This window comes from Hyphomicrobium zavarzinii ATCC 27496 (assembly GCF_000383415.1).
In the GTDB taxonomy this organism is placed as follows: Bacteria; Pseudomonadota; Alphaproteobacteria; order Rhizobiales; family Hyphomicrobiaceae; genus Hyphomicrobium_C; species Hyphomicrobium_C zavarzinii.
This window is the reverse complement of sequence record NZ_KB911258.1, coordinates 440,243-458,744: the sequence shown is the minus strand read 5'-3', so window position 1 is coordinate 458,744 and position 18,502 is coordinate 440,243. Positions and strand designations below refer to the sequence as shown.

15 protein-coding genes are annotated in these 18,502 nt (G+C 63.8%); 11 read left to right on the top strand and 4 right to left on the bottom strand.

Translation table 11 applies throughout. The features are described from left to right. Positions 1-27: 27 nt before the first annotated feature. A complete protein-coding gene (gene dksA / locus F812_RS26575) occupies positions 28-393 on the bottom strand; it encodes an RNA polymerase-binding protein DksA (RefSeq protein WP_051113836.1) in 366 nt (121 codons plus the stop codon). Positions 394-1,111: 718 nt separating this feature from the next. Here dksA and F812_RS0113310 point away from each other — a divergent pair. Both F812_RS0113310 and F812_RS26570 read left to right on the top strand, forming a co-directional pair. After that, complete coding sequence (locus F812_RS0113310; RefSeq protein ID WP_026868109.1) at positions 1,112-1,975, top strand: AAA family ATPase; 864 nt, start codon at positions 1,112-1,114, stop codon at positions 1,973-1,975. 135 nt (positions 1,976-2,110) lie between these two features. After that, positions 2,111-2,287 (top strand): hypothetical protein, encoded by a 177-nt coding sequence (locus F812_RS26570; RefSeq protein WP_020086479.1) that lies wholly within the window; start codon positions 2,111-2,113, stop codon positions 2,285-2,287. Positions 2,288-2,373: 86 nt separating this feature from the next. Here F812_RS26570 and F812_RS0113300 read toward each other — a convergent pair whose 3' ends face one another. Then, a complete protein-coding gene (locus F812_RS0113300; protein WP_020086478.1) occupies positions 2,374-4,098 on the bottom strand; it encodes a methyl-accepting chemotaxis protein in 1,725 nt (574 codons plus the stop codon). Positions 4,099-4,320: 222 nt separating this feature from the next. Between F812_RS0113300 and F812_RS0113295 the strand changes: the two genes are divergently transcribed. From F812_RS0113295 to F812_RS0113275, 4 genes are all read left to right on the top strand, one after another. Continuing rightward, positions 4,321-4,692: a hypothetical protein gene (locus F812_RS0113295; protein ID WP_020086477.1), complete on the top strand. Its 372-nt coding sequence runs from the start codon at positions 4,321-4,323 to the stop codon at positions 4,690-4,692. Between the two features lie 130 nt (positions 4,693-4,822). After that, positions 4,823-5,509, top strand: coding sequence for a hypothetical protein (locus tag F812_RS0113290; protein WP_020086476.1), 687 nt, complete (start codon positions 4,823-4,825; stop codon positions 5,507-5,509). A 325-nt stretch (positions 5,510-5,834) separates the two neighbouring features. Continuing rightward, positions 5,835-7,301: a YcjX family GTP-binding protein gene (locus F812_RS0113280; RefSeq protein WP_020086475.1), complete on the top strand. Its 1,467-nt coding sequence runs from the start codon at positions 5,835-5,837 to the stop codon at positions 7,299-7,301. Then, the gene (locus tag F812_RS0113275; protein ID WP_020086474.1) at positions 7,298-8,290 is read left to right on the top strand and encodes a YcjF family protein; all 993 of its coding nucleotides are present in this window, start codon (positions 7,298-7,300) and stop codon (positions 8,288-8,290) included. The genes F812_RS0113280 and F812_RS0113275 overlap by 4 nt, the downstream gene beginning before the upstream one ends. A gap of 15 nt (positions 8,291-8,305) precedes the next feature. On the opposite strand, the gene mdoH is transcribed toward F812_RS0113275, so the two are convergent. After that, entirely contained in the window at positions 8,306-10,279 is a 1,974-nt protein-coding gene (mdoH, locus tag F812_RS0113270; RefSeq protein WP_156827407.1) for a glucans biosynthesis glucosyltransferase MdoH, read from the bottom strand. After that, positions 10,276-11,850, bottom strand: a complete 1,575-nt coding sequence (locus tag F812_RS0113265; RefSeq protein WP_156827406.1) for an OpgD/OpgG family glucan biosynthesis protein — start codon at positions 11,848-11,850, stop codon at positions 10,276-10,278. Before F812_RS0113265 ends, mdoH begins: the two co-directional genes overlap by 4 nt. 765 nt (positions 11,851-12,615) lie before the next feature. On the opposite strand from F812_RS0113265, the gene F812_RS0113260 reads away from it, so the two are divergent. From F812_RS0113260 to F812_RS0113240, 5 genes are all read left to right on the top strand, one after another. Next, on the top strand, positions 12,616-13,911 hold the full coding sequence (locus tag F812_RS0113260; protein WP_020086471.1) for a porin: 1,296 nt from the start codon (positions 12,616-12,618) through the stop codon (positions 13,909-13,911). Positions 13,912-14,693: 782 nt separating this feature from the next. After that, positions 14,694-15,914: a porin gene (locus F812_RS0113255; RefSeq protein ID WP_020086470.1), complete on the top strand. Its 1,221-nt coding sequence runs from the start codon at positions 14,694-14,696 to the stop codon at positions 15,912-15,914. A 110-nt stretch (positions 15,915-16,024) separates the two neighbouring features. Then, entirely contained in the window at positions 16,025-17,200 is a 1,176-nt protein-coding gene (locus F812_RS0113250) for a vWA domain-containing protein (RefSeq protein WP_020086469.1), read from the top strand. A 156-nt stretch (positions 17,201-17,356) separates the two neighbouring features. Beyond that, positions 17,357-17,965: a hypothetical protein gene (locus tag F812_RS0113245; RefSeq protein WP_020086468.1), complete on the top strand. Its 609-nt coding sequence runs from the start codon at positions 17,357-17,359 to the stop codon at positions 17,963-17,965. Between the two features lie 89 nt (positions 17,966-18,054). After that, the gene (locus F812_RS0113240) at positions 18,055-18,417 is read left to right on the top strand and encodes a hypothetical protein (RefSeq protein ID WP_020086467.1); all 363 of its coding nucleotides are present in this window, start codon (positions 18,055-18,057) and stop codon (positions 18,415-18,417) included. The last annotated feature ends 85 nt before the right edge of the window (positions 18,418-18,502 follow it).

Genomic DNA, 18,502 nt, shown 5'->3' with positions numbered 1-18,502 from the left:
CCGCAACGGCAGGGAGAAGGCGCGATCTCAGTCTTCGCGGTAGACGCGCTCGCGGCGCTCATGGCGCTCCTGCGCCTCGAGCGACAGCGTGGCGATGGGGCGGGCGTCGAGACGCTTCAAGCCGATCGGCTCGCCGGTCTCCTCGCAATATCCGTAGGTTCCGTCCTCGATGCGTGCGAGGGCGGCGTCGATCTTGGCGATCAGCTTGCGCTGGCGGTCGCGCGCCCTGAGCTCGAGCGCACGATCGGTCTCGGAGGTGGCGCGGTCCGCCAGATCGGCGTGCTGCGTCGAATCCTCGTGCAAGCCGACCAGCGTTTCCTTGGTCTGGCGGATGATCTCTTCCTTCCAGTTGGTGAGCTTCTGGCGGAAGTAGACCCGATGCCGCTCGTTCATGAACGGCTCGTCCTCGGACGGACGGTAGTCCGGCGGAAGAACGATGGTTGAAGTGCCGGCTTTCGCCGTCAGCTTCTTGTCCTGTGCCTTTTCGATGGCGCGCGTCCTCGCTTTGGGCTTGCTCTCTACGACGGCTTTGGGAGGAGCCTTGGCCTTTGCGGCTGCGGCGGGCTTCGCGGCACTGCGCGGGGAGCTCGACTTCGCGGACGCGGCTTTCGCAGATGGCTTCGCTGCTGCCTTACCCTTAACAGCAGCCTTCGGTGCGGCCTTCCCTTTGACCGGCTTCGACGTGGCTCGCTTGCTCATATGGGGCCTCCAATGATGGGCCTGCCTGAGGCACTTGTGCCGCCGCCGTTACGACTCATGACTGAACTTCAGCAGCTGAGAGTTTGGCGTGGCTCTATTGGCGGGCGCGGCCGCTTATGTCAAGAAAATCCGCCGTTTAACTGTTAAAAGCTGGCCGCCTGCCGAATAGACAAGTGGCGGAAATTGTAAGCAATTCCGGCCCCTGTCCGTTCCACATGACCGGATTGTCATCCGCAGCGAACAGGCCCTTCAATTTTTAGTTGCATATGGCCCATGCTTCGCGCCACCGTGTCTCGCATTAACTAGCCCTCCCCGTCCTTTAGTGCGACCTCACACCCGGGCTCTCTCGGTTGCAGGGCCGGGGCGTGGCGCCTATGAGGGGAAATCGACTCTCACGGAGATGATCCGGCGCATGACAGCCCCCGCCACGCCCCGCTTCGAAGGCACCACCAACTATGTAGCCACGCGCGACCTGACCGTTGCCGTGAATGCGGCCATCACGTTGCAGCGGCCTCTCCTGATCAAGGGTGAGCCTGGAACGGGCAAGTCGGTACTGGCGCTCGAGGTGGCCCGCGCGCTTGGCGCGCCGCTGATCGAGTGGCATGTCAAATCGACTACCAAGGCGCAGCAGGGCCTCTACGAGTACGACGCCGTCTCGCGGCTCCGCGACGGCCAGCTCGGCGATGAGCGCGTGAAGGACATCCGCAACTACATCAAGCGCGGAAAGCTGTGGGATGCCTTCGTGGCCGACGCGCGGCCGGTGCTGCTGATCGACGAGATCGACAAGGCGGACATCGAGTTTCCGAACGATCTCCTGCAGGAGCTCGACCGGATGGAGTTCTTCGTCTACGAGACGGGCGAGACGGTGCGCGCATCAGTGCGCCCGATCGTGATCATCACCTCCAACAACGAGAAGGAGCTGCCGGACGCGTTCCTGCGCCGCTGCTTCTTCCACTACATCAAATTTCCCGATCCTGAGACGATGGCGCAGATCGTCGAGGTGCATTTCCCGAACCTCAAGGGCCGTCTCGTCTCCGAAGCCTTGCGCGTGTTCTACGAACTGCGCGACATGCCGGGGCTCAAGAAGAAGCCCTCTACCTCGGAGCTTCTGGACTGGCTGAAGCTGCTGCTCAACGAGGACATCGATCCCGCCGTGCTGCGCGAGACCGACAGCCGCAAGGTCATCCCGCCCCTCGCCGGAGCGCTACTCAAGAACGAGCAGGACGTCCACCTGTTCGAGCGGCTCGCGTTCATGAGCCGGCGGAAGGGCGATTAACCTCCCGGCAACCCTGCTCTCAAGTCAGTGCTGCGATTTCACCTCTACCGCCCCTTTTTAAGGGAAGCGAGAGGGCCGTCATGGCAGTCTGATGCCAACCAAACAAGCGTCAGACAGAAAAGCCCAGGACCAGCCATGACCCGGAACACCGCGCGGAACCTGCTCGTTTTCGCCCTGGCACCGTTAGTGCTGATGGGATCGCTGCGCTCCTCCCCAGCCGACAGCGTGCGCAACTCGGACGACGTGCGGCTCGAGCTTGCCGCCCTCAAGGGCGAGGCACGCAGCCTGGTGGTGCATATCGACGGGCCGTAAGCGCAGGCAGCGGGCAGCGGGAGAATTGAAAAGGCGGGAGCGTGCAAGCGCTCCCGCCTTTCTTGTTTCCAAGACTGCCGCGGAAATCAGGCGGCGGCGACGCCGGAGAGGAAGCTCTCGATACGCGCGCTCAACGCCTTCGTGCGCGCGCTGACCTGGGCGCTGGTTTCGAGCAACTGACGCGCGGACTTGAAGGTCGAGGTGGCGGCCTCAGTCACGCCCGCGATCGTCTCGCTGACATGGCGCGTGTCGCCGGCTGCGTGATGCACACTGGCGTTGATCTCTGATGTCGCGGCGCCCTGCTCCGTCACGGCGGCGGCGATCTGCGTCGTGATGCCGTTGACGTGCCCCATGCGCTCGGCGATCTCGCCAATGGCGAGAACGGCGTGATCGGTCGCGGCCTGAATCGAGCTCACCTGCTCCGAAATGCTTTCGGTAGCCTGCGCCGTGCGGGTCGCGAGCGTCTTGACTTCGGTGGCAACGACGGCGAAGCCGCGTCCCGCCTCGCCCGCACGCGCGGCCTCGATGGTGGCGTTGAGCGCGAGCAGGTTTGTCTGCCCCGCGATCTCGCGGATGAGCGTGACGACCTCGCCGATCTGCTGGGCGGACGCCAACAACTCCGACATGCGGTCATTGGTGGTCGCGGCCATCGTGCTGGTGCTGCCGACGTTGTTCAACGCTTCCGAGATCTGGTTGCCGATCTCGGCGATCGATGCCGTCAGCTCCTCGGCGGCTGCGGCGACGGTGCCGACGTTGGCGGATGCCTGATCGGACGCGGTGGCCACGAGTTGGGCCTTGTCGTTGGTTCCGGAGGCGATGCCCTGCAGCGACGCGGCGGTGCGCTCCAGATCCTCGGCCATGGCTGCAACGGCAGCGATGCTCTGCTCGGCATCGGATTTGAAACTGTCGATCAGCGCTTCGAGCGCTTTCTGGCGTGCCTCACGCCGCGAGGATTCGCGCGCACGCTCGGCTTCGAGCCTCGTTCGTTCGATGGTGTTGTTTCGGAACACGGCGACGGCGCGGGCCATCTCGCCGATCTCGTTGGTGAACTCGGTGTAGGGGATGGTCTCTTCGGAATTGTTGCGGGCGAGATGCCCCATAACGGCGGCGAGAACCGGGATCGGGCGCGTCAGCAGACGCGACAGCATGAAGCCGACGATGGCCATGACGACGAGCAGCGCGACGGACGCGAACAGGATCTTGCGCTCGAGCGCGGCAGCAAGCTCGAACACGGCAGCTTGCTTGGTGCCTGCAAACAAAATTCCGATCACTTTCGACGAGTGATCGACGATGGGAAAATAGACGGTGAAATAGGGCGTTCCGAGAATGTCGGCTGCTCCGTTGTAGGGCTGTCCTTTTTTCACCGCGCCATAAGCTGCACTACCGTGACCGAGCCAGGTGCCAACGGCGCGGTTTCCATCCGCCGTCGTTACGGTTGTCGAAACACGGACGAAATCATCGGCCGCGGCATCGTAGGAAAATAGCGTGATCGGCGCGCCGGTCATGCGCGTCATGGAATCCACGATCGCGTGGTCCTTGTCCTGAGGAAGCTCGGAGACCGCAATCTTCTCGACCACGCCGGATTGGGACCACGTGATCTTCGTGCCAGGCAGAACTTTGCCGAGCAGCTCCGCGCCGATGCGCAGCGAGAGTTGCTGGCTTTCGATCGCCTTTCCTTCGGCGTCCGCCTTGAGTTGCAGATGAACGATCAACATCAGGCATACCGTCGAAACGACGACCGCGGCGATCGTAAGCAGCGAAATCAGCGTTTCGAGCCGGATTCGCCCAAAAGCCGTGTTGAATAGTTTCATCTGCGACCTTTTTCTTGCAAAGGGTCCTGCAATTGTCGTGCGTCAGAATATGTTTTGCCAATGAATGAATGGTTTCATGCGATTTGTTTATTTCACTTTTACTCGTTGTTTATAATACTTCTTTCGAAGCGATAACTTTTCCCAGAGTTCGAAATAATCCGGTTTACGCGCACGTTTTGATCTGATCACCATTGCTCGGCTTATCTGTTGTTCGATACGCCCATGTCGCTATTTCAAAAGCTCGCCATTGCACTCGGATTGCAGGACGCACACGAAACCGCCCCGTGCTCGCGCGCGGCCGATGCCTGGGGGCGCGCGCTCGCACGCAAAAGGCAGCGCCTTCAGGAGGGTTTCGTCGTCTCGGAGGGAATGCTGGTGCCCCGCGCGTGCACGCTGCGGGATATGACGCCGCTTGGCGGCTCCATCGAGGTCTGGGATCGGGGCATCAAGGCCAGCCTGCTCGCAGGCCCTCTCACTCTCTATCTTCCGAGCGACAAAAAGGAAGTCGATTGCGCCGTCGTATGGCGGCGGGACAATTCGCTCGGCTTGAAATTCACCTCCCCGTTCCGCGCGCCGCGCCGCAGCTACGGCTGACAACGACGCCATAGTTGCGGACACATTCTTCTGCCTCCCGCTTCTTACCGGAAAACCGCTTCCCACTTTTCACGCGGCGCTCTAGGGCTAGGGCCGCTGGGTGTGGAGCGACAGGCAGGGTACGGATTTCATGTCAGGCATTCACGAGCGGCCGGCGGACGGAACGGATCTGAATGTGGCGGAGGTCGGCGGACGCGGCGGACGGATCGCCTCGCTGCTCTCGGCCTTGGCTCTCGGCTTCTCCGGGCTCTCCTTCTACGAGAGCGTGCTCAAGACGGCGGCGCTCGAGGTGTATGTTCCGCCCGTCATCCACTATGCCCGCGATCAGGGCGGCGATGTTGAGCTGTTCGCCATTCCCATCACGATCGTGAACTCGGGCGCGCGCACGGGGACGGCGCTCACGATGGAGCTTACAGTCGAGAACCTTCGCACCGACGCCGCCGTCCAAACAAAGCGGTACTACAGCGCCTACATCGGCGAGCATTCGCCCAAGGATGACGCGGCCAACCGGGCGTTCGCGCCGCTCAGCCTCGCCGGACGGGAGACCTTCTCGGATACGGTGCGCTTCTATCCGGAGGGCAATCCGCTGCCTGCGCTGGTAGACGATGCGGGCGACTACCGGTTCACACTGAAGCTCACGACCGCCGTTCCCGCCTACCCCGGCATCCTCGACGGCCTGCTGCGCCGGGACATTCAGCCGATCGCCTTCGAGCGCACGCTGCCGTGGTTCTCCGAGCAGCAGCTCGGCATGAGGCGCATTACGATCCCGATGCACGACAAGGACTGGAAGCCGACAACCACGCCCGCCAAAGGCTGAACGCCCGGCATCCCCCCTTTCCTCCCCGGCACATGAACGGTTGCTGACAGGCCGCTTCAGTCACCGTTCATTGGCGGGGTCGTAATCATTTTCGCGTACCCTGCGGGCGCGTGTCCCGAGCGGGGCTAGCGGAGAAAGTGATGTCCGAGTTTCTCAGAAGCGCGACCATCGTCCTCATGGGGCTGACTGTGATCGGCGCCGGCGTGGTCGTGGTGTTCTACGGCTAAGGCCGCCTCAGGCCGTTCCCGCCGAATTTTGAGCCGCTCGCCCGGCCCTCGACGGACTTGCGGCGCTCGCGCGCGCTGCCTACTTAGGGAAACCGGTCATGAGGTTTCCCTTGCGCGCCCCAGATCTCTCTACTTCCCTTACCGATACCTGGGCCAAGGCCGGACATCGGATCTCGGACCTTCTCACGCCATCGCTGCGCCTCGGCGTGACGGGACTCGCGCGCTCCGGCAAGACGGTGTTCATCACCGCGCTGATCCGAAACCTGACGCAGGGCGGGCGCCTTCCCTTTTTCGGCCCCTACGCCGAAGGACGGCTGATTTCCGCCAACCTCGAGCCGCAGCCCGACGACAACGTGCCCCGCTTCGACTACGAGGGACACGTGCGGGCGCTCGAGGCCGATCCGCCCGTCTGGCCGGAGAGCACGCGCCGCGTCTCGGAGCTGCGCGTGGCAATCTCGTTCGCTCCGGAGCACGCCATCCGGCGCGCGCTCGGCATTCGCCGCTTGAACCTCGACATCGTGGACTATCCGGGCGAGTGGCTGCTCGACCTCGCGATGTTGGGCGAGAGCTACGCGTCATGGTCGCGGGATGCGCTTGAGCGGGCCAGGCTCGGGGCACATGCGGCGGCCGGCGCCGAGTGGCTCTCCTTCGTCTCAGCGCTCGATCCCACCACGGCGGAGGACGAGCAGCTCGCACTCGACGGCGCGCGCCGTTTCACCGCCTACCTCCACGCAGCGCGCGCGCAATCGGCCGTAGCGACGCTCGGCCCCGGCCGCTTCCTGATGCCCGGCGATCTCGAAGGCTCGCCGCTGCTCACCTTCTTCCCGCTTCCGCTCGATCAGGACAGCGTGCCTGAGCGCGGCAGCCTCGCCGCGATGATGGCGCGGCGCTACGACAGCTATGTCGCGCATGTGGTGCGCCCGTTCTTTCGCGAGCATTTCAGCAGGCTCGACCGACAGATCGTTCTGGTGGACGTGCTCGGCGCGCTGAACGGCGGAGCGGACGCGATTGCCGAACTCGAACGCGCACTCGCCTCCGTGCTCCGCGCGTTTCGCCCCGGTGTCGCAAGCTGGCTCGCGAGCCTCGTCGGCGCGCGGCGCATCGACCGGCTGCTGTTTGCGGCCACGAAGGCGGACCACATTCATCACACGAGCCACGACCGGCTGGAGGCGATCCTGAAGCTCCTGACGGAGAGAGCTGCAGTCCGTGCGGGTGAAGCAGGCGCGGAAGCCCGCGTGATGGCGCTGGCCGCTCTCCGCGCCACGCGCGAAGCGGAGGTGCGCGACGGCAAGGCGATGCTGCCCTGTATCGTCGGCGTTCCGCTGCCGGGCGAGACCGTGTCGGGACAACGCTTCGACGGCAAGCGGGAGGTGGCTCTGTTTCCGGGCGATCTGCCGGACGATCCGGCGGGCGTGCTTTCGGGCGCGGCTCCGTTCAGCGCCACGTTTCCACGCTTTCGCCCGCCGCGTCTGTTGCCCGCGCAGAAATCCGGCGAGACGCCTGCGCCGCCGCACATCCGCCTCGACCGCGCCCTCGACTTCCTGATCGGAGATTGGCTCGCATGACCGAGACTGAGACGCCAGGGGGCCGGGGACCGCGCGTGTTCGCGCCCGACGATCCCAACATCGTGAGCGACATCGCGCATCCGACCGACGAGGAGCTTTCGGCCATCGGCGAGCCCTCTCCAGCCGCGAAGGCGCGCGGCGCGAGCGTCGGCGGGCTGTTCGTTTCGGCCGTCACGGCGCTCGTCGGTCTTTCGCTCGCGGTGAGTTTCGCGAGCTTCGTTTCGGCAGCGCTCGCGCGCGAGGACTGGATCGGCTGGACAGCGACGAGCCTCGTGATCGTGGCGGCGGGCTCCGGCCTCGTCATCGTGGGCCGCGAGCTGATCGGCCTTCTCAGGCTTCGCCGTCTCGCGCGTCTCAAGCGCGACGCGGACGCCGCGCTCCGCACCAAGGATACCGCGCTCGAGCGCAAGACCGTGGCGGCGCTTTCCGCAACGTTCCGGGGCCGGCGCGATCTCGCGTGGAACCTCGCGCGGCTGCGCGACCATGCGGGCGACGTGCGCGATCCGGGCGATCTTTTGCGTCTTGCGGACCGGGAGGTGCTGGCGCCGCTCGATGCGTCCGCGCGCCGGCTGGTGCTCAAATCCGCGAAGCGGGTTTCTGTGGTGACCGCCATGAGCCCGATGGTGTGGGTGGCGATGGGCTACGTGATGGTGGAGAACCTGCGCCTCCTGCGCGGGCTCGCCACGCTCTACGGCGGGCGGCCGGGCGGCCTCGGCGCCTTACGGCTCGCGCGCATGGTTCTGACGCATCTGGTTGCCACGGGGGGCGTCGCCATGACCGACGATCTGCTCGGCCAGTTTCTCGGGCAGGATCTGCTGCGGCGGCTGTCCAGGCGGCTCGGCGAAGGGGTGTTCAACGGCGCGTTGACGGCGCGGATCGGAACGGCCGCCATCGAAGTGACGCGGCCGATCCCGTTTCTCGATACAGAGCCTATCCGGGTGCGCGATCTGCTTCCGGAGCTGCTGCGGCGCGGCGCGGCGAAGGATTGATCGGCGGCCCGGGCCTCAGGCCGCCGTCGCAAGCTCCTTGCGGGGCTCGTCCGCTGCGGAAGCCAGACGATCACGCCAGATCTGGGTGTGGCGGAGCGTGCGCAGCTCGATCGAGGACGGCGAGCGGTCGACGGGAGTGGAGAGAACGACCGTCATGGCGGGGCCGGCCGTCTGCGAGGTCAGCCAGTTGAGCGGACCCGAGAGGACGAGACCGAGCACCACCGGCGCCATCCAGACGAGGAGGCCGGGCGAGGTCTCCCAGCAAACGATGGTGACGACGACGCCCACCAGCATGTGGCGCCAGTGGAAGCGGATGGCCTCACCCAGCTCCATGGTGGCGCCGTCGCGGCGCTGAACCTTCCAGCCTGCGTCGCGTCCGAAGAAGATCTGAAGGACCGAGGCGGTCTGCGTCATCATCATGATAGGCGCGAGCAGCATGGAGAACACGGTCTCGGTCGCGACGCCTGCGATGGCACGCGGCATACCGAACAGCTCGCGGGCGCGTTGGGCACGCTTCAGCTCGAGCACGAGGCCGAGCGCCTTCGGCAGCAGCACCACGGCCATGGTGGCGAGGAACAGCCGCATGGCGGCGCCCGGATCGATCATCGGCCAGATCGGAAACAGCGTCTTGCTGTCGGTGAAATAGCTCGGCAGCAACTGCTGGCCTTGCAGGGCGAGCACGAGACCGACGGCAAGCGAGGCGGCCCAGATGGCCGAGACGATGTAAGCGAGCGCGCCCATGGCCAGGTGCAGGCGGCCCATGACCGGCACCCCGCGGCGGAACAGGAGCGCCAGGTGCTGGATGTTGCCCTGGGACCAGCGGCGGTCACGCACGATGAGATCGGTGAGCGCGGGCGGCATGCTTTCGAACGATCCCTCGATCGAGGGAGCCATGTGCACGCCCCAGCCCGTGCGCTGAAGCAGCATGGCTTCCACGAAGTCGTGGCTCATGATGTGGCCACCGAACGGCGGCGGTCCCGGCAGATGCGGCAGCCCCGCCGAGCCGGCGAAGGCGCGCGTGCGAATGATGGCGTTGTGGCCCCAGTAGTTGCCCTGGTCGCGGCTCCAGAAAGCGAGGCCCGCCGACATGGCGGGGCCATAGATATTGGCCGCGAACTGCATCAGCCGCTGGAGAAGCGTGGTGCCACCGATGAGCTTCGGCACGGTCTGGATGAGGCCCGCTGAGGGATCTGCTTCCATGGCCCGGGCCAGGCGGACGAGCGCCACGCCGGACATGATGCTGTCCCCATCGAAGATGACAAAGCTCTCGTAGGCGCCGCCGAAGCGTTCCACCCAATCCTTGATGTTGCCGGCCTTACGGGCGGTGTTCTCGATGCGGCGGCGGTAATAGACCCGGGTCTCGCCGGAGAGCGCGCGGGCCAGCTCCGCGTATACGGCCTCCTCCCGCATTCCCTCGTCAGCGCCGCGCGTGTCCGAAAGGATGAATATGTCGAAGTGGGCAGCCTTTCCGAGCGACCCCAGTTCCTCCACCACCGCGGAGATGGTGCCCGAGATGCGGGCAGGATCCTCGTGGTAGACGGGGAACAGCAGCGCGTTGCGCTTCGAGATGGGGCCGTCCGCGCCCGGTACGTCAATGGTGTCCGCCTTCTCGCCCGCGAACAGCGGCAGGAAGCCCAGCGCGGCGGAGAGCGTGCCGATCGAGATCCACGCGAAGGTGAGCGTCGACAGGACCAGAAACAGGAACTGGATCGGCGTCATCTGAACGAACGAGAGCACGCCGTAGAGCTCGTGTGCGAAGGCTGCCGTCATCAGCGCCGCGCCGAGGAACACCGCCGTGCGCGGAATGCTGGGACCTCTACGCTTCGGCCACTCACGCGGCGGAGTTGCAGAAAAATCCTGCTCCGGCATGTCGAGCGGCGAGGGCTCGGGAAGGAGAGCCGGATCGCTCGCATCGAGATGCGGGCGGGGCGGGCGCGCCGTTTGAGGCGAGGCGCCCGCGGTAGCAATCGCGAGGTCGTCGGCGATCATGCTCTCGTCCATCGATAGAGCCAGTTCTCAGATATCAACTGGCCAGCCAGCTTGAGGCTTAAACGCAGCTCTATAAGCTCAGTTCCCGCGGTATTGAGCTCGAACTTCACGCGCAGCCCCGAAATTTCGGGATGACGCTGTACACTGAGGTTCGCAGTGGCGCCGGCGCTAACCAAAAGATCGGCGACCGGCAGCTCCCTCGCATCCCTGGCGGCGGGGCCCGCAAAATCGACAACGAACAAGATGGTGTCCGCATTCCGCGTCGCACCAACATGAGTCTGGTGCGTCCATGCGCCGGACCAGACGGCCGGCACGGCGCTGTCCCAGTACATGCGGTAGCCGTACTTGTAGGCCTTACCCGGCTCGAGGGGCTTGGCGGGCTTCCAGTAGGCCACGATGTTGTCGTGGATCTCCTCGGCAATGGGGATCTCGATCAACTCCACATAGCCGTCGCCCCAGCTTCCGTCGGGCTCAACCCAGGCAGAGGGGCGGCGGTCGTAGCGCGCCTCGAGATCCTCGTAGCCCGCGAAAGAGCGGTCGCGCTGCACGAGGCCGAAACCCTTGAGGTCTTTGTCCACGAAGGCGCTCGTCTGCAGCATCTTCGGGTTGGCAAGCGGCCGCCACAGGCGCTCGCCATGCCCGTTGATCACAGCGAGGCCCTCGCTGTTGTGCACGGCGGGGCGGTAGTCGTTGTCAATGCGACGCTGGGCGGGTCCGTGGAAATACATGCTGGTCAGCGGTGCGAGCCCCACATGCGTGAGGGAGCGGCGCGGATAGAGGATGCCTTCCACGTCGATCACGGTGGCAGACCCGGGCCGGATGACGAAGCGGTAGGCGCCAGCGACGCTCTCGCTGTCGAGCAAAGCGTGGATCAGGATCTCGCTCGCGCCCGGCGCCGGCTTCTCGATCCAGAATGCGCGGAAAACCGGGAACTCTTCCCCGCCGGGGCGTGCCGTGTTGATCGCAAGGCCGCGTGCGGACAAGCCGTACTGCTGGCCGCGGCCGACGGCCTTGAAATAGCTTGCGCCTTGAAACGCGACGAACTCGTCGAGCGCATCGGCCCTGTTCAGGGTGCCGGAGACGCGGAAACCGGAGAAACCGAACGGCGCCGCATCGGGCGCCTTCTCGATGGAAGGGCCGATCGCGAAGCTCGCGCTGTCGGCCTTGAGGCTGCGCGCTTTGCCGCCTTCGACGATCCACACCTCGACCGGCGTCTCATAAAGCCAGCCAAGCGCGAGAAGCTGCACCTCGTAGTCGAGGTTCTCGCCGCGCCATACGGAGGCTTCGGAGCGGAAGCGGATATCGCGGTACTGCTCGGCGGTGAGCGCGTTGAACGGCTCGGGCAGTTCGAGGCGCGGCTTCACGAACTCACGCGCGGAAAGCTCCTCGGCGAGCTTTCTCACATGATCCGCGGCGAAAGACTCGTTCGTCTGGTCGGCGGCGGCACCGGCGAAAGCCGGCGACAACCCGAGCACATGCTCGGCCAGCGCGGCCACCACAGCGGTCGCGCCTGCACCGATCAGAACCCGACGACGATTTGGGCCTGAGCCCATGCCAGGATCATCACTCATCTATGATACGTTCCGGAGAAGTCTTGCTCCGACCTGCCGCGTCGCCCAACTCAAGCCGGATCTGCGCCACTTCCGCGCCAACCCGGTCCTTCAATCGGATGCTCCCCACGGGGCAAGCCGGCTTCTGAAAGCGTGGGAAAGACACCCACGCTGCTTGATGCTGATAAACGCCGATTGTGGCAATATTTGCCGGCTGGCCACTTCTCCCCTCCCCTTTAAGGGATGGCGTCCGGCCGGATTTTTGCGCTGCAACAATAATATCCGAGCGTGAGACTCGTCGCAAGATGGCCGCCTTTGTATTTTTTCAATGTACAGCGCACTTAGCAGGGTAACGAAGACCTCCCCAGAGGGAGCGGACATGTCGACGGGCCAAGAGCCGCGCGGACGTCTGAACACGACTTAAAGTCATCCCGACCAAAAGGGACATTCTTCCCAATCCGGTCACTCGGGGGTGGGTGTGGACAGTGGAACGTTTGGCGGTAAGCCTGTGGACACGCATTGCGGGAAAGCCGGAATGGCGCCTGCAATTCATCCATTATATCAACACGTTACCGCCGCCACACGCCTCGTTGCAATCACGCCACATACCCCCCGAATTCCACTGGAAAGCGCATGTTCTCCATTCCCTGGGCGAGAGAGATCTGCGTAGTATCTCGGCCTGAGCGGTGATTCGATCTGTGCCGCTGGTCGAGTTGTTGAGCGCGTGGCGTTAATTAGAAAGTGCGTCAAGCGCCCGTTTCGAAGTTAGTAGACGGGAGAAGGTAAATGAAAAAGCAAAGCCTAAGCGCCCTGGCGGCGGCCGGCCTCCTTGCAGGTGGTCTGTCCGTTACCAGTGCGTCCGCAGCCGATCTCGGGGGGAACTGCTGCGCCGACCTCGAAGAGCGTATCGCCGAACTTGAGGCCACGACTGCTCGCAAGGGCAACCGCAAGGTCTCTCTCACGATCTCCGGCTGGGTTGCCGAGCAGGTCATGTGGTGGGACGACGACTTCGAGTCGAACACCTATGTAACGGGCCTCGGCTCGACGCTCGCAACGAACGTCAAGTTCACCGGTCAGGCCACCATCGTTCCCGGCTGGACCGCTGGTTACGTGCTCCACATCGAAGCTGACGGCAGCGATGCCCTCCTCGGCATCGATCAGGTGACCGACAACGGCACCAACGTTGCTTACGGCAACGGCAACCAGTCCAACGTCGTTCAGGCGATCCAGTCTTACTGGTTCATCAAGAGCGAGAGCCTCGGCAAGCTCTCCGTCGGTCTGCAGTCGCAGGCTTCGGATAACGTTGCCATCCTCGTCGACGGTTCGGGCTCGCTGGTTCCGGCAAACTTCGTTCCCTTCGATTACGGCGGGTTCCGTCTGCGCGACGCCAACGGCGCTTTCGTTCCCGGCAGCGTGCTGCCCGGCAAGGCGTTCGCCACCATCGGCGACGTGATGGGCTTCACCGACTCCAACGGCGTGACGACCAACTCGGTTCGTTACGACACCCCGACCTTCGCCGGCTTCTCGGCTTCGGCTTCTTGGGGTGAGGACGACTTCTGGGATGTCGCCCTCCGTTACGCTGGCGAGTTCAGCGGCTTCAAGCTTGCTGTTGCAGGCGCCTACATCGAAGCAACCGACAGCCCTGGCCAGACGCAGCCGCTGCTCTCCATCATCGGCGACGCTCAGAGCTGGCAGGTCGGCGCTTACCTGCAGCACGTTCCGACCGGCCTCTTCGTCTACGGCGCTTACACTGGCGTCGACTTCGAAGATGCAGCCCTCGACAGCGAGACTTGGTACGTGAAGGCCGGTCTGCGTCAGCGCTGGACCCCGCTCGGCCACACCGTTCTCTACGGTGAGTACGAAGATGCCGTCATCGACGTCAAGGCTGGTGGCAACTTCAGCGACACGACGCTCTGGGGCTTGGGCGTCGTGCAGGAGATCGACAACGCCGCTATGTCGCTCTGGCTCAGCTACCGCAACGTGGAAGTCGAAGCTCCTGGTCTTGCTGGCGGCGTAGGCGTCGCAGGCACCCCGGGTCTGGACATCCAGTACTTCAAGGCCGGCGCTCTCATCAACTTCTAATCGAAGCTGAGATTGCCAACCGAAACAGGAAGCCGCCCCTCGGGGCGGCTTCTTTGTTTTTAGACGCGGCACTTCGATGAGGCCTGGTCTGCACGCCGTATAAGAGGTGCCTCACAGGCGGCTGGCCGACTCGCCACGCTGGAACCGCGCCCCGCATATCGAGACGCGGGAGCGTATCAGGCGCCTATATAAGTAAGTATAGTGTGCGCGCCTCTTCGCGAGGACGCCGCTGCCTGCCAATTCGGCCGGTTCGCGGGAAAACTCGTTTGCCATCCAGCTCAGGCCGCAGCCGTGTCGCCCGATGATCCGTGACCGCGAGGGCAATGGTGGGCGCCGATCAAGAACGGGCTATTCGCGATTTCACACAGCTTCCTGCAGAAAATCGCCGCCTGTCATATGCGCAGCTCGAATCGCTTCTAGTCAGGGAACCGGCCGCTGCGAGTCGCTTGAAAAGGATCGCGGACCGCGACACCAGACCAATATCCCCACATGATCCACCGCTTCCCACATCCGCAATTCTTACCGACACCCTAAGAAACAGCCCATAACTCCGGGCCTTGCGGATCCATTCGTGGCTCATGCGCCACAGTTGCCGAGCAGTCAGGGCCAAAACGACATTGCTCGATTGTTGCGCAGGGGAGAATCGCAGACTCTCCGGGCCAGCGGCGGTTCCGAAGGAATCTTCAGCGCCGTCAACATCGCAGAGTGCGGCCTAGTTTGCGTATTTTTCCGAGTAAGGGCGTCCGCCATCTCGATTACCAACGCAGATTGGGAGAAGGTCTATGAACAAATATAGCCTAAGCGCCCTGGCGGCGGCCGGCCTGCTCGCAGGTGGTCTCGCTACGAGCGCAAATGCAGCTGACCTTGGGGGCAATTGCTGCGCCGACCTCGAAGAGCGGGTCGCTGAGCTCGAAGCCACTACGGCTCGTAAGGGCAATCGCAAGGTCTCGCTGACGGTTTCTGGCTGGGTTGCCGAGCAGGTGACCTACTGGGATGACGGCGCCGAGAGCAACACCTACGTTACCGGCCTCGGTTCGACCCTCGGCTCGAACGTGAAGTTCACTGGTCAGGCAACCATCGTCCCGGGCTGGACGGCTGGTTACGTGCTGCACATCGAAATCGATGGCTCTGACGCTCTGACGACGAACCAGAACAAGCCGAACGGCCCCGGCCTCTTCGCTGGAACGGCCAACTACGTTCAGGCGATGCAGTCGTACTGGTTCATCAAGAGCGACCACTACGGTAAGGTCGGCGTCGGCCTTCAGTCGATGGCTTCGGACAACGCAGCAATTCTCGTTGACGGCTCCGGTTCGCTGGTTCCCGCCAACTGGGTGGCCTTCGACGTGCTGAGCTTTAACGTTCGCACGGCTGGCGGCGGCACCTCACCCGTTACCTGGGGTGGCACTGGCGCATGTATCCCTGGCGACTGCTTCGGCGTGCCTGTGAACTCGGTTCGTTACGACTCTCCGGTGTTCGCTGGCTTCAGCGCCTCGGCTTCTTGGGGCGATGACGACGCTTGGGATATCGGCCTGCGTTACGCAGGTGAGCTGCACGGCTTCAAGGTTGCTGCAACGGTCGTTTATGCTGAGAGCACCGGCGCTGTCAGCTCGACGTTTGGCGAGCGTGAATACACGCAGGCTGGCCTCTACGTGCAGCACATCGGCACCGGCCTCTTCGGCTTGGTCAACTACGGTGATATTGAAGATACCTCTGCCAACGGCACCGACTTCGGTGGCGACGGCGATGTCTGGTACTTCAAGGCTGGTCTCCGTCGCAACTGGAACCACCTGGGCGCCACGGTCCTCTACGGTGAGTACCTGACCAGCGATGGCGACGTTACCGATCGCGAGTTGAACTGGTGGGGCCTTGGCGTTGTCCAGGAAGTCGACGCTGCTGCTATGTCGCTCTGGCTCAAGTATCGCAACTATGAGTTCGACGACAACACCGGTACTGCCTACGAAGACATGAACGAAGTTACCTTCGGCGCTCTCATCAACTTCTAATCGAAGCTGATAAGCGTAGTCTTGCGGGAAGCCGCCCTTTGGGGCGGCTTCTTCGTTTTTGGTTGCCCCTTTGCGGGTCGATCCGTCATGATCCCCGCTCTGGAGGACGGATGTTCGCGACCTTTTTCAAAGAGCTCCGGGACGCAAAGATCCCGGTCACGCTCAAAGAATACCTGACGCTGCTCGAAGCGCTGGATGCCGACGTAGCCCAGCAGCGCGTTGAAGATTTCTATTATCTATCGCGCTCGCTGCTCGTGAAGGACGAGCGTTATCTCGATCGCTTCGATGGCGTGTTCGGCCATGTGTTCAAGGGCCTCGATCTCATGAGCGAGACCGCGACGGTCGAGGTTCCGGACGAGTGGCTGCGCGCCATGTCGGCCCTCTATCTCACCGACGAGGAGAAGGCCAAGATCGAGGAGCTCGGCGGCTGGGAAAAGATCATGGAGACGCTGCGGCAGCGCCTCGCCGAGCAGAAGGAGCGTCACCAGGGCGGTAACAAGTGGATCGGAACGGGCGGTACCTCACCGTTCGGGGCCTACGGTTACAATCCTGCCGGCATCCGCATCGGGCAGAAGGAAAGCCGCCACCGGCGCGCGATCAAGGTCTGGGACAAGCGTGAATTCAAGGATCTCGCGGGCGACGTCGAGCTTGGCGTGAGAAACATCAAGATGGCTCTGCGCCGCTTGCGCCGCTTCGCGCGGGAGGGCGCAGCCGAAGAGCTGGATTTAGACCAGACCGTCCGCGGCACGGCGCGCAAAGGCTATCTCGATCTCGCGCTCCGCCCAACGCGGCGGAATGCGGTGAAGGTGCTGATGTTCTTCGATGTCGGCGGATCGATGGACTGGCACATCCAGACGGCGGAGGAGCTGTTCTCCGCGGCGCGCAGCGAGTTCAAGCATCTCGAGTACTACTACTTCCACAACTGTCTCTATGAGAGCGTCTGGCGCAACAACGCGCGGCGCTGGAGCGACACGACGCCGACGTGGCAGGTGCTCAACACGTATCCGGCTGACTACAAAGTGATCTTCATCGGCGACGCCTCGATGAGCCCCTACGAGATCACGCACGTGGGCGGCGCTGTCGAGCACATGAACGAGGAAGCGGGCGCGACGTGGCTGCAGCGCGTGACGGGCATTTACACACACGCCGTCTGGCTCAATCCGGTTCCGGAGACTCACTGGGGGTATACGCCCTCCATTGGGCTAGTGAATCGCCTGATGGAGGGGCGCATGTATCCCATGACCCTTTCCGGGCTCGATTCCGCCATCCGCGAGCTGATGCGCTGAGGCCGAGTTCTCAAGCGACAGCGCCCGGCTGCGATATTTTTCATCTTCCAAGTGCAAAAGCCTCTGTTTTTGCTCAGAGTTGCAGCGGCGGCACGTTGACCTCACCCCAAAAACGTCGCAAATCTGCGTTGTTTTTGGGCGGCTTGGAGGGATCCCATGCAGCGCGCTGCACTTTCCGGTCCGATGGTGGCCATTTCGATGCTGGCCGCAGCCCTTTCGGGCTGCTCGTCGGGTAGTGGCCTATCGACGGCGTCGATCCTCGGAAACGCTCCGACACCGCCAGCGGCAGGTGCCACGCCCGTAGCCGGGCAGCCTGGCGCCGCGCCGGCCGTTGCGCCGGTTCCCTCCTCCGATCCCACATCTCGCGCGTTCCAGGTGGGCAGCGTCTCTGCGCGCGCGGTGAAGTGTGGCTATAATTTCGACGTGGCCAAGCTCAAGGCCAACTACATGGCCTACGAGATGAGCCTTGGCGCAGCGCCCGACGCGGTCGCCCGCATCGAGAAGGTCTACGATGTCGCCTACAACGGCGTGAGCAAGGCCGCTGCCGGTGAGGCCGACTACTGCTCCGAGCGAAAGACGCAAGTCATCAAGACCGACCTCGCCCGCCTTCTCGGCGGCGACTATGAGCCCAAGCGCGAGATTGCGCAGAAGAAGAACGAGGACGGCTTTTTCAGCGGCTGGTTCGACGGCGGCTCGAGTTCGTCCAACGATAATTTCGGCTCGGGCGACTGGTGGGAGAAGCAGGCCTCGAAAGCCGGCAGGTAGGCGCTCCCCGGCCGCGTTTCCCTTGTTGAGGGTTTGAAGCCCAGCGACGTGCGCGGCCAACCTTCCCCTGTGCTTCGTATGGGTCTCCTGTGCACCAGCTTCTCTGGCTCGAAACACTTCTCAAGCTCGCCGGCGGAACAGCGCTGGTGCTGTTTCCCCTCACGTCGATCAAAGTCCTTGGGCTCCCCGCCGCGGCCAGCAGCTTCTGGCCGCGTCTGCTCGGCGCGGTCCTGATCGGACTTGCGGGGGCGACGTTCATCGAGGGCGCTTGGGAAGGATCGCGAGGGCTTGGTCTTGCGGGGCTGATCGTCATCAACGTGGTCAGCGCGGGCGTGATTGCCCTTGCCGCTCTCTTCGGGGGAGGCGCGCAGACGCGGCGGGGCGCCTTTGCGCTTGGAGCGCTGGTCGTTCTGCTGTTCGTTCTCGCCCTCGTCGAGATCGCACACGCCTAGTTTTACGGTGAAACGATCAGGGACTGTCAGGCGCCCGGCCGCGGCGCTTCTAACCAAAGCATTATTCTTTTTGTGCAATCCTTTC

What these genes read in the sequence shown, in the direction of transcription:
- F812_RS0113260 (WP_020086471.1), top strand. Translation starts at nt 12,616, where the DNA reads ATGAAAAAGCAAAGCCTAAGCGCCCTGGCGGCGGCCGGCCTCCTTGCA.
- F812_RS26570 (WP_020086479.1), top strand. Translation starts at nt 2,111, where the DNA reads ATGACCCGGAACACCGCGCGGAACCTGCTCGTTTTCGCCCTGGCACCG.
- F812_RS0113300 (WP_020086478.1), bottom strand. Translation starts at nt 4,098, where the DNA reads ATGAAACTATTCAACACGGCTTTTGGGCGAATCCGGCTCGAAACGCTG.
- mdoH (WP_156827407.1), bottom strand. Translation starts at nt 10,279, where the DNA reads ATGATCGCCGACGACCTCGCGATTGCTACCGCGGGCGCCTCGCCTCAA.
- F812_RS0113280 (WP_020086475.1), top strand. Translation starts at nt 5,835, where the DNA reads ATGAGGTTTCCCTTGCGCGCCCCAGATCTCTCTACTTCCCTTACCGAT.
- F812_RS0113245 (WP_020086468.1), top strand. Translation starts at nt 17,357, where the DNA reads ATGCAGCGCGCTGCACTTTCCGGTCCGATGGTGGCCATTTCGATGCTG.
- F812_RS0113310 (WP_026868109.1), top strand. Translation starts at nt 1,112, where the DNA reads ATGACAGCCCCCGCCACGCCCCGCTTCGAAGGCACCACCAACTATGTA.
- F812_RS0113275 (WP_020086474.1), top strand. Translation starts at nt 7,298, where the DNA reads ATGACCGAGACTGAGACGCCAGGGGGCCGGGGACCGCGCGTGTTCGCG.
- F812_RS0113290 (WP_020086476.1), top strand. Translation starts at nt 4,823, where the DNA reads ATGTCAGGCATTCACGAGCGGCCGGCGGACGGAACGGATCTGAATGTG.
- F812_RS0113255 (WP_020086470.1), top strand. Translation starts at nt 14,694, where the DNA reads ATGAACAAATATAGCCTAAGCGCCCTGGCGGCGGCCGGCCTGCTCGCA.
- F812_RS0113295 (WP_020086477.1), top strand. Translation starts at nt 4,321, where the DNA reads ATGTCGCTATTTCAAAAGCTCGCCATTGCACTCGGATTGCAGGACGCA.
- dksA (WP_051113836.1), bottom strand. Translation starts at nt 393, where the DNA reads ATGAACGAGCGGCATCGGGTCTACTTCCGCCAGAAGCTCACCAACTGG.
- F812_RS0113265 (WP_156827406.1), bottom strand. Translation starts at nt 11,850, where the DNA reads ATGAGTGATGATCCTGGCATGGGCTCAGGCCCAAATCGTCGTCGGGTT.
- F812_RS0113250 (WP_020086469.1), top strand. Translation starts at nt 16,025, where the DNA reads ATGTTCGCGACCTTTTTCAAAGAGCTCCGGGACGCAAAGATCCCGGTC.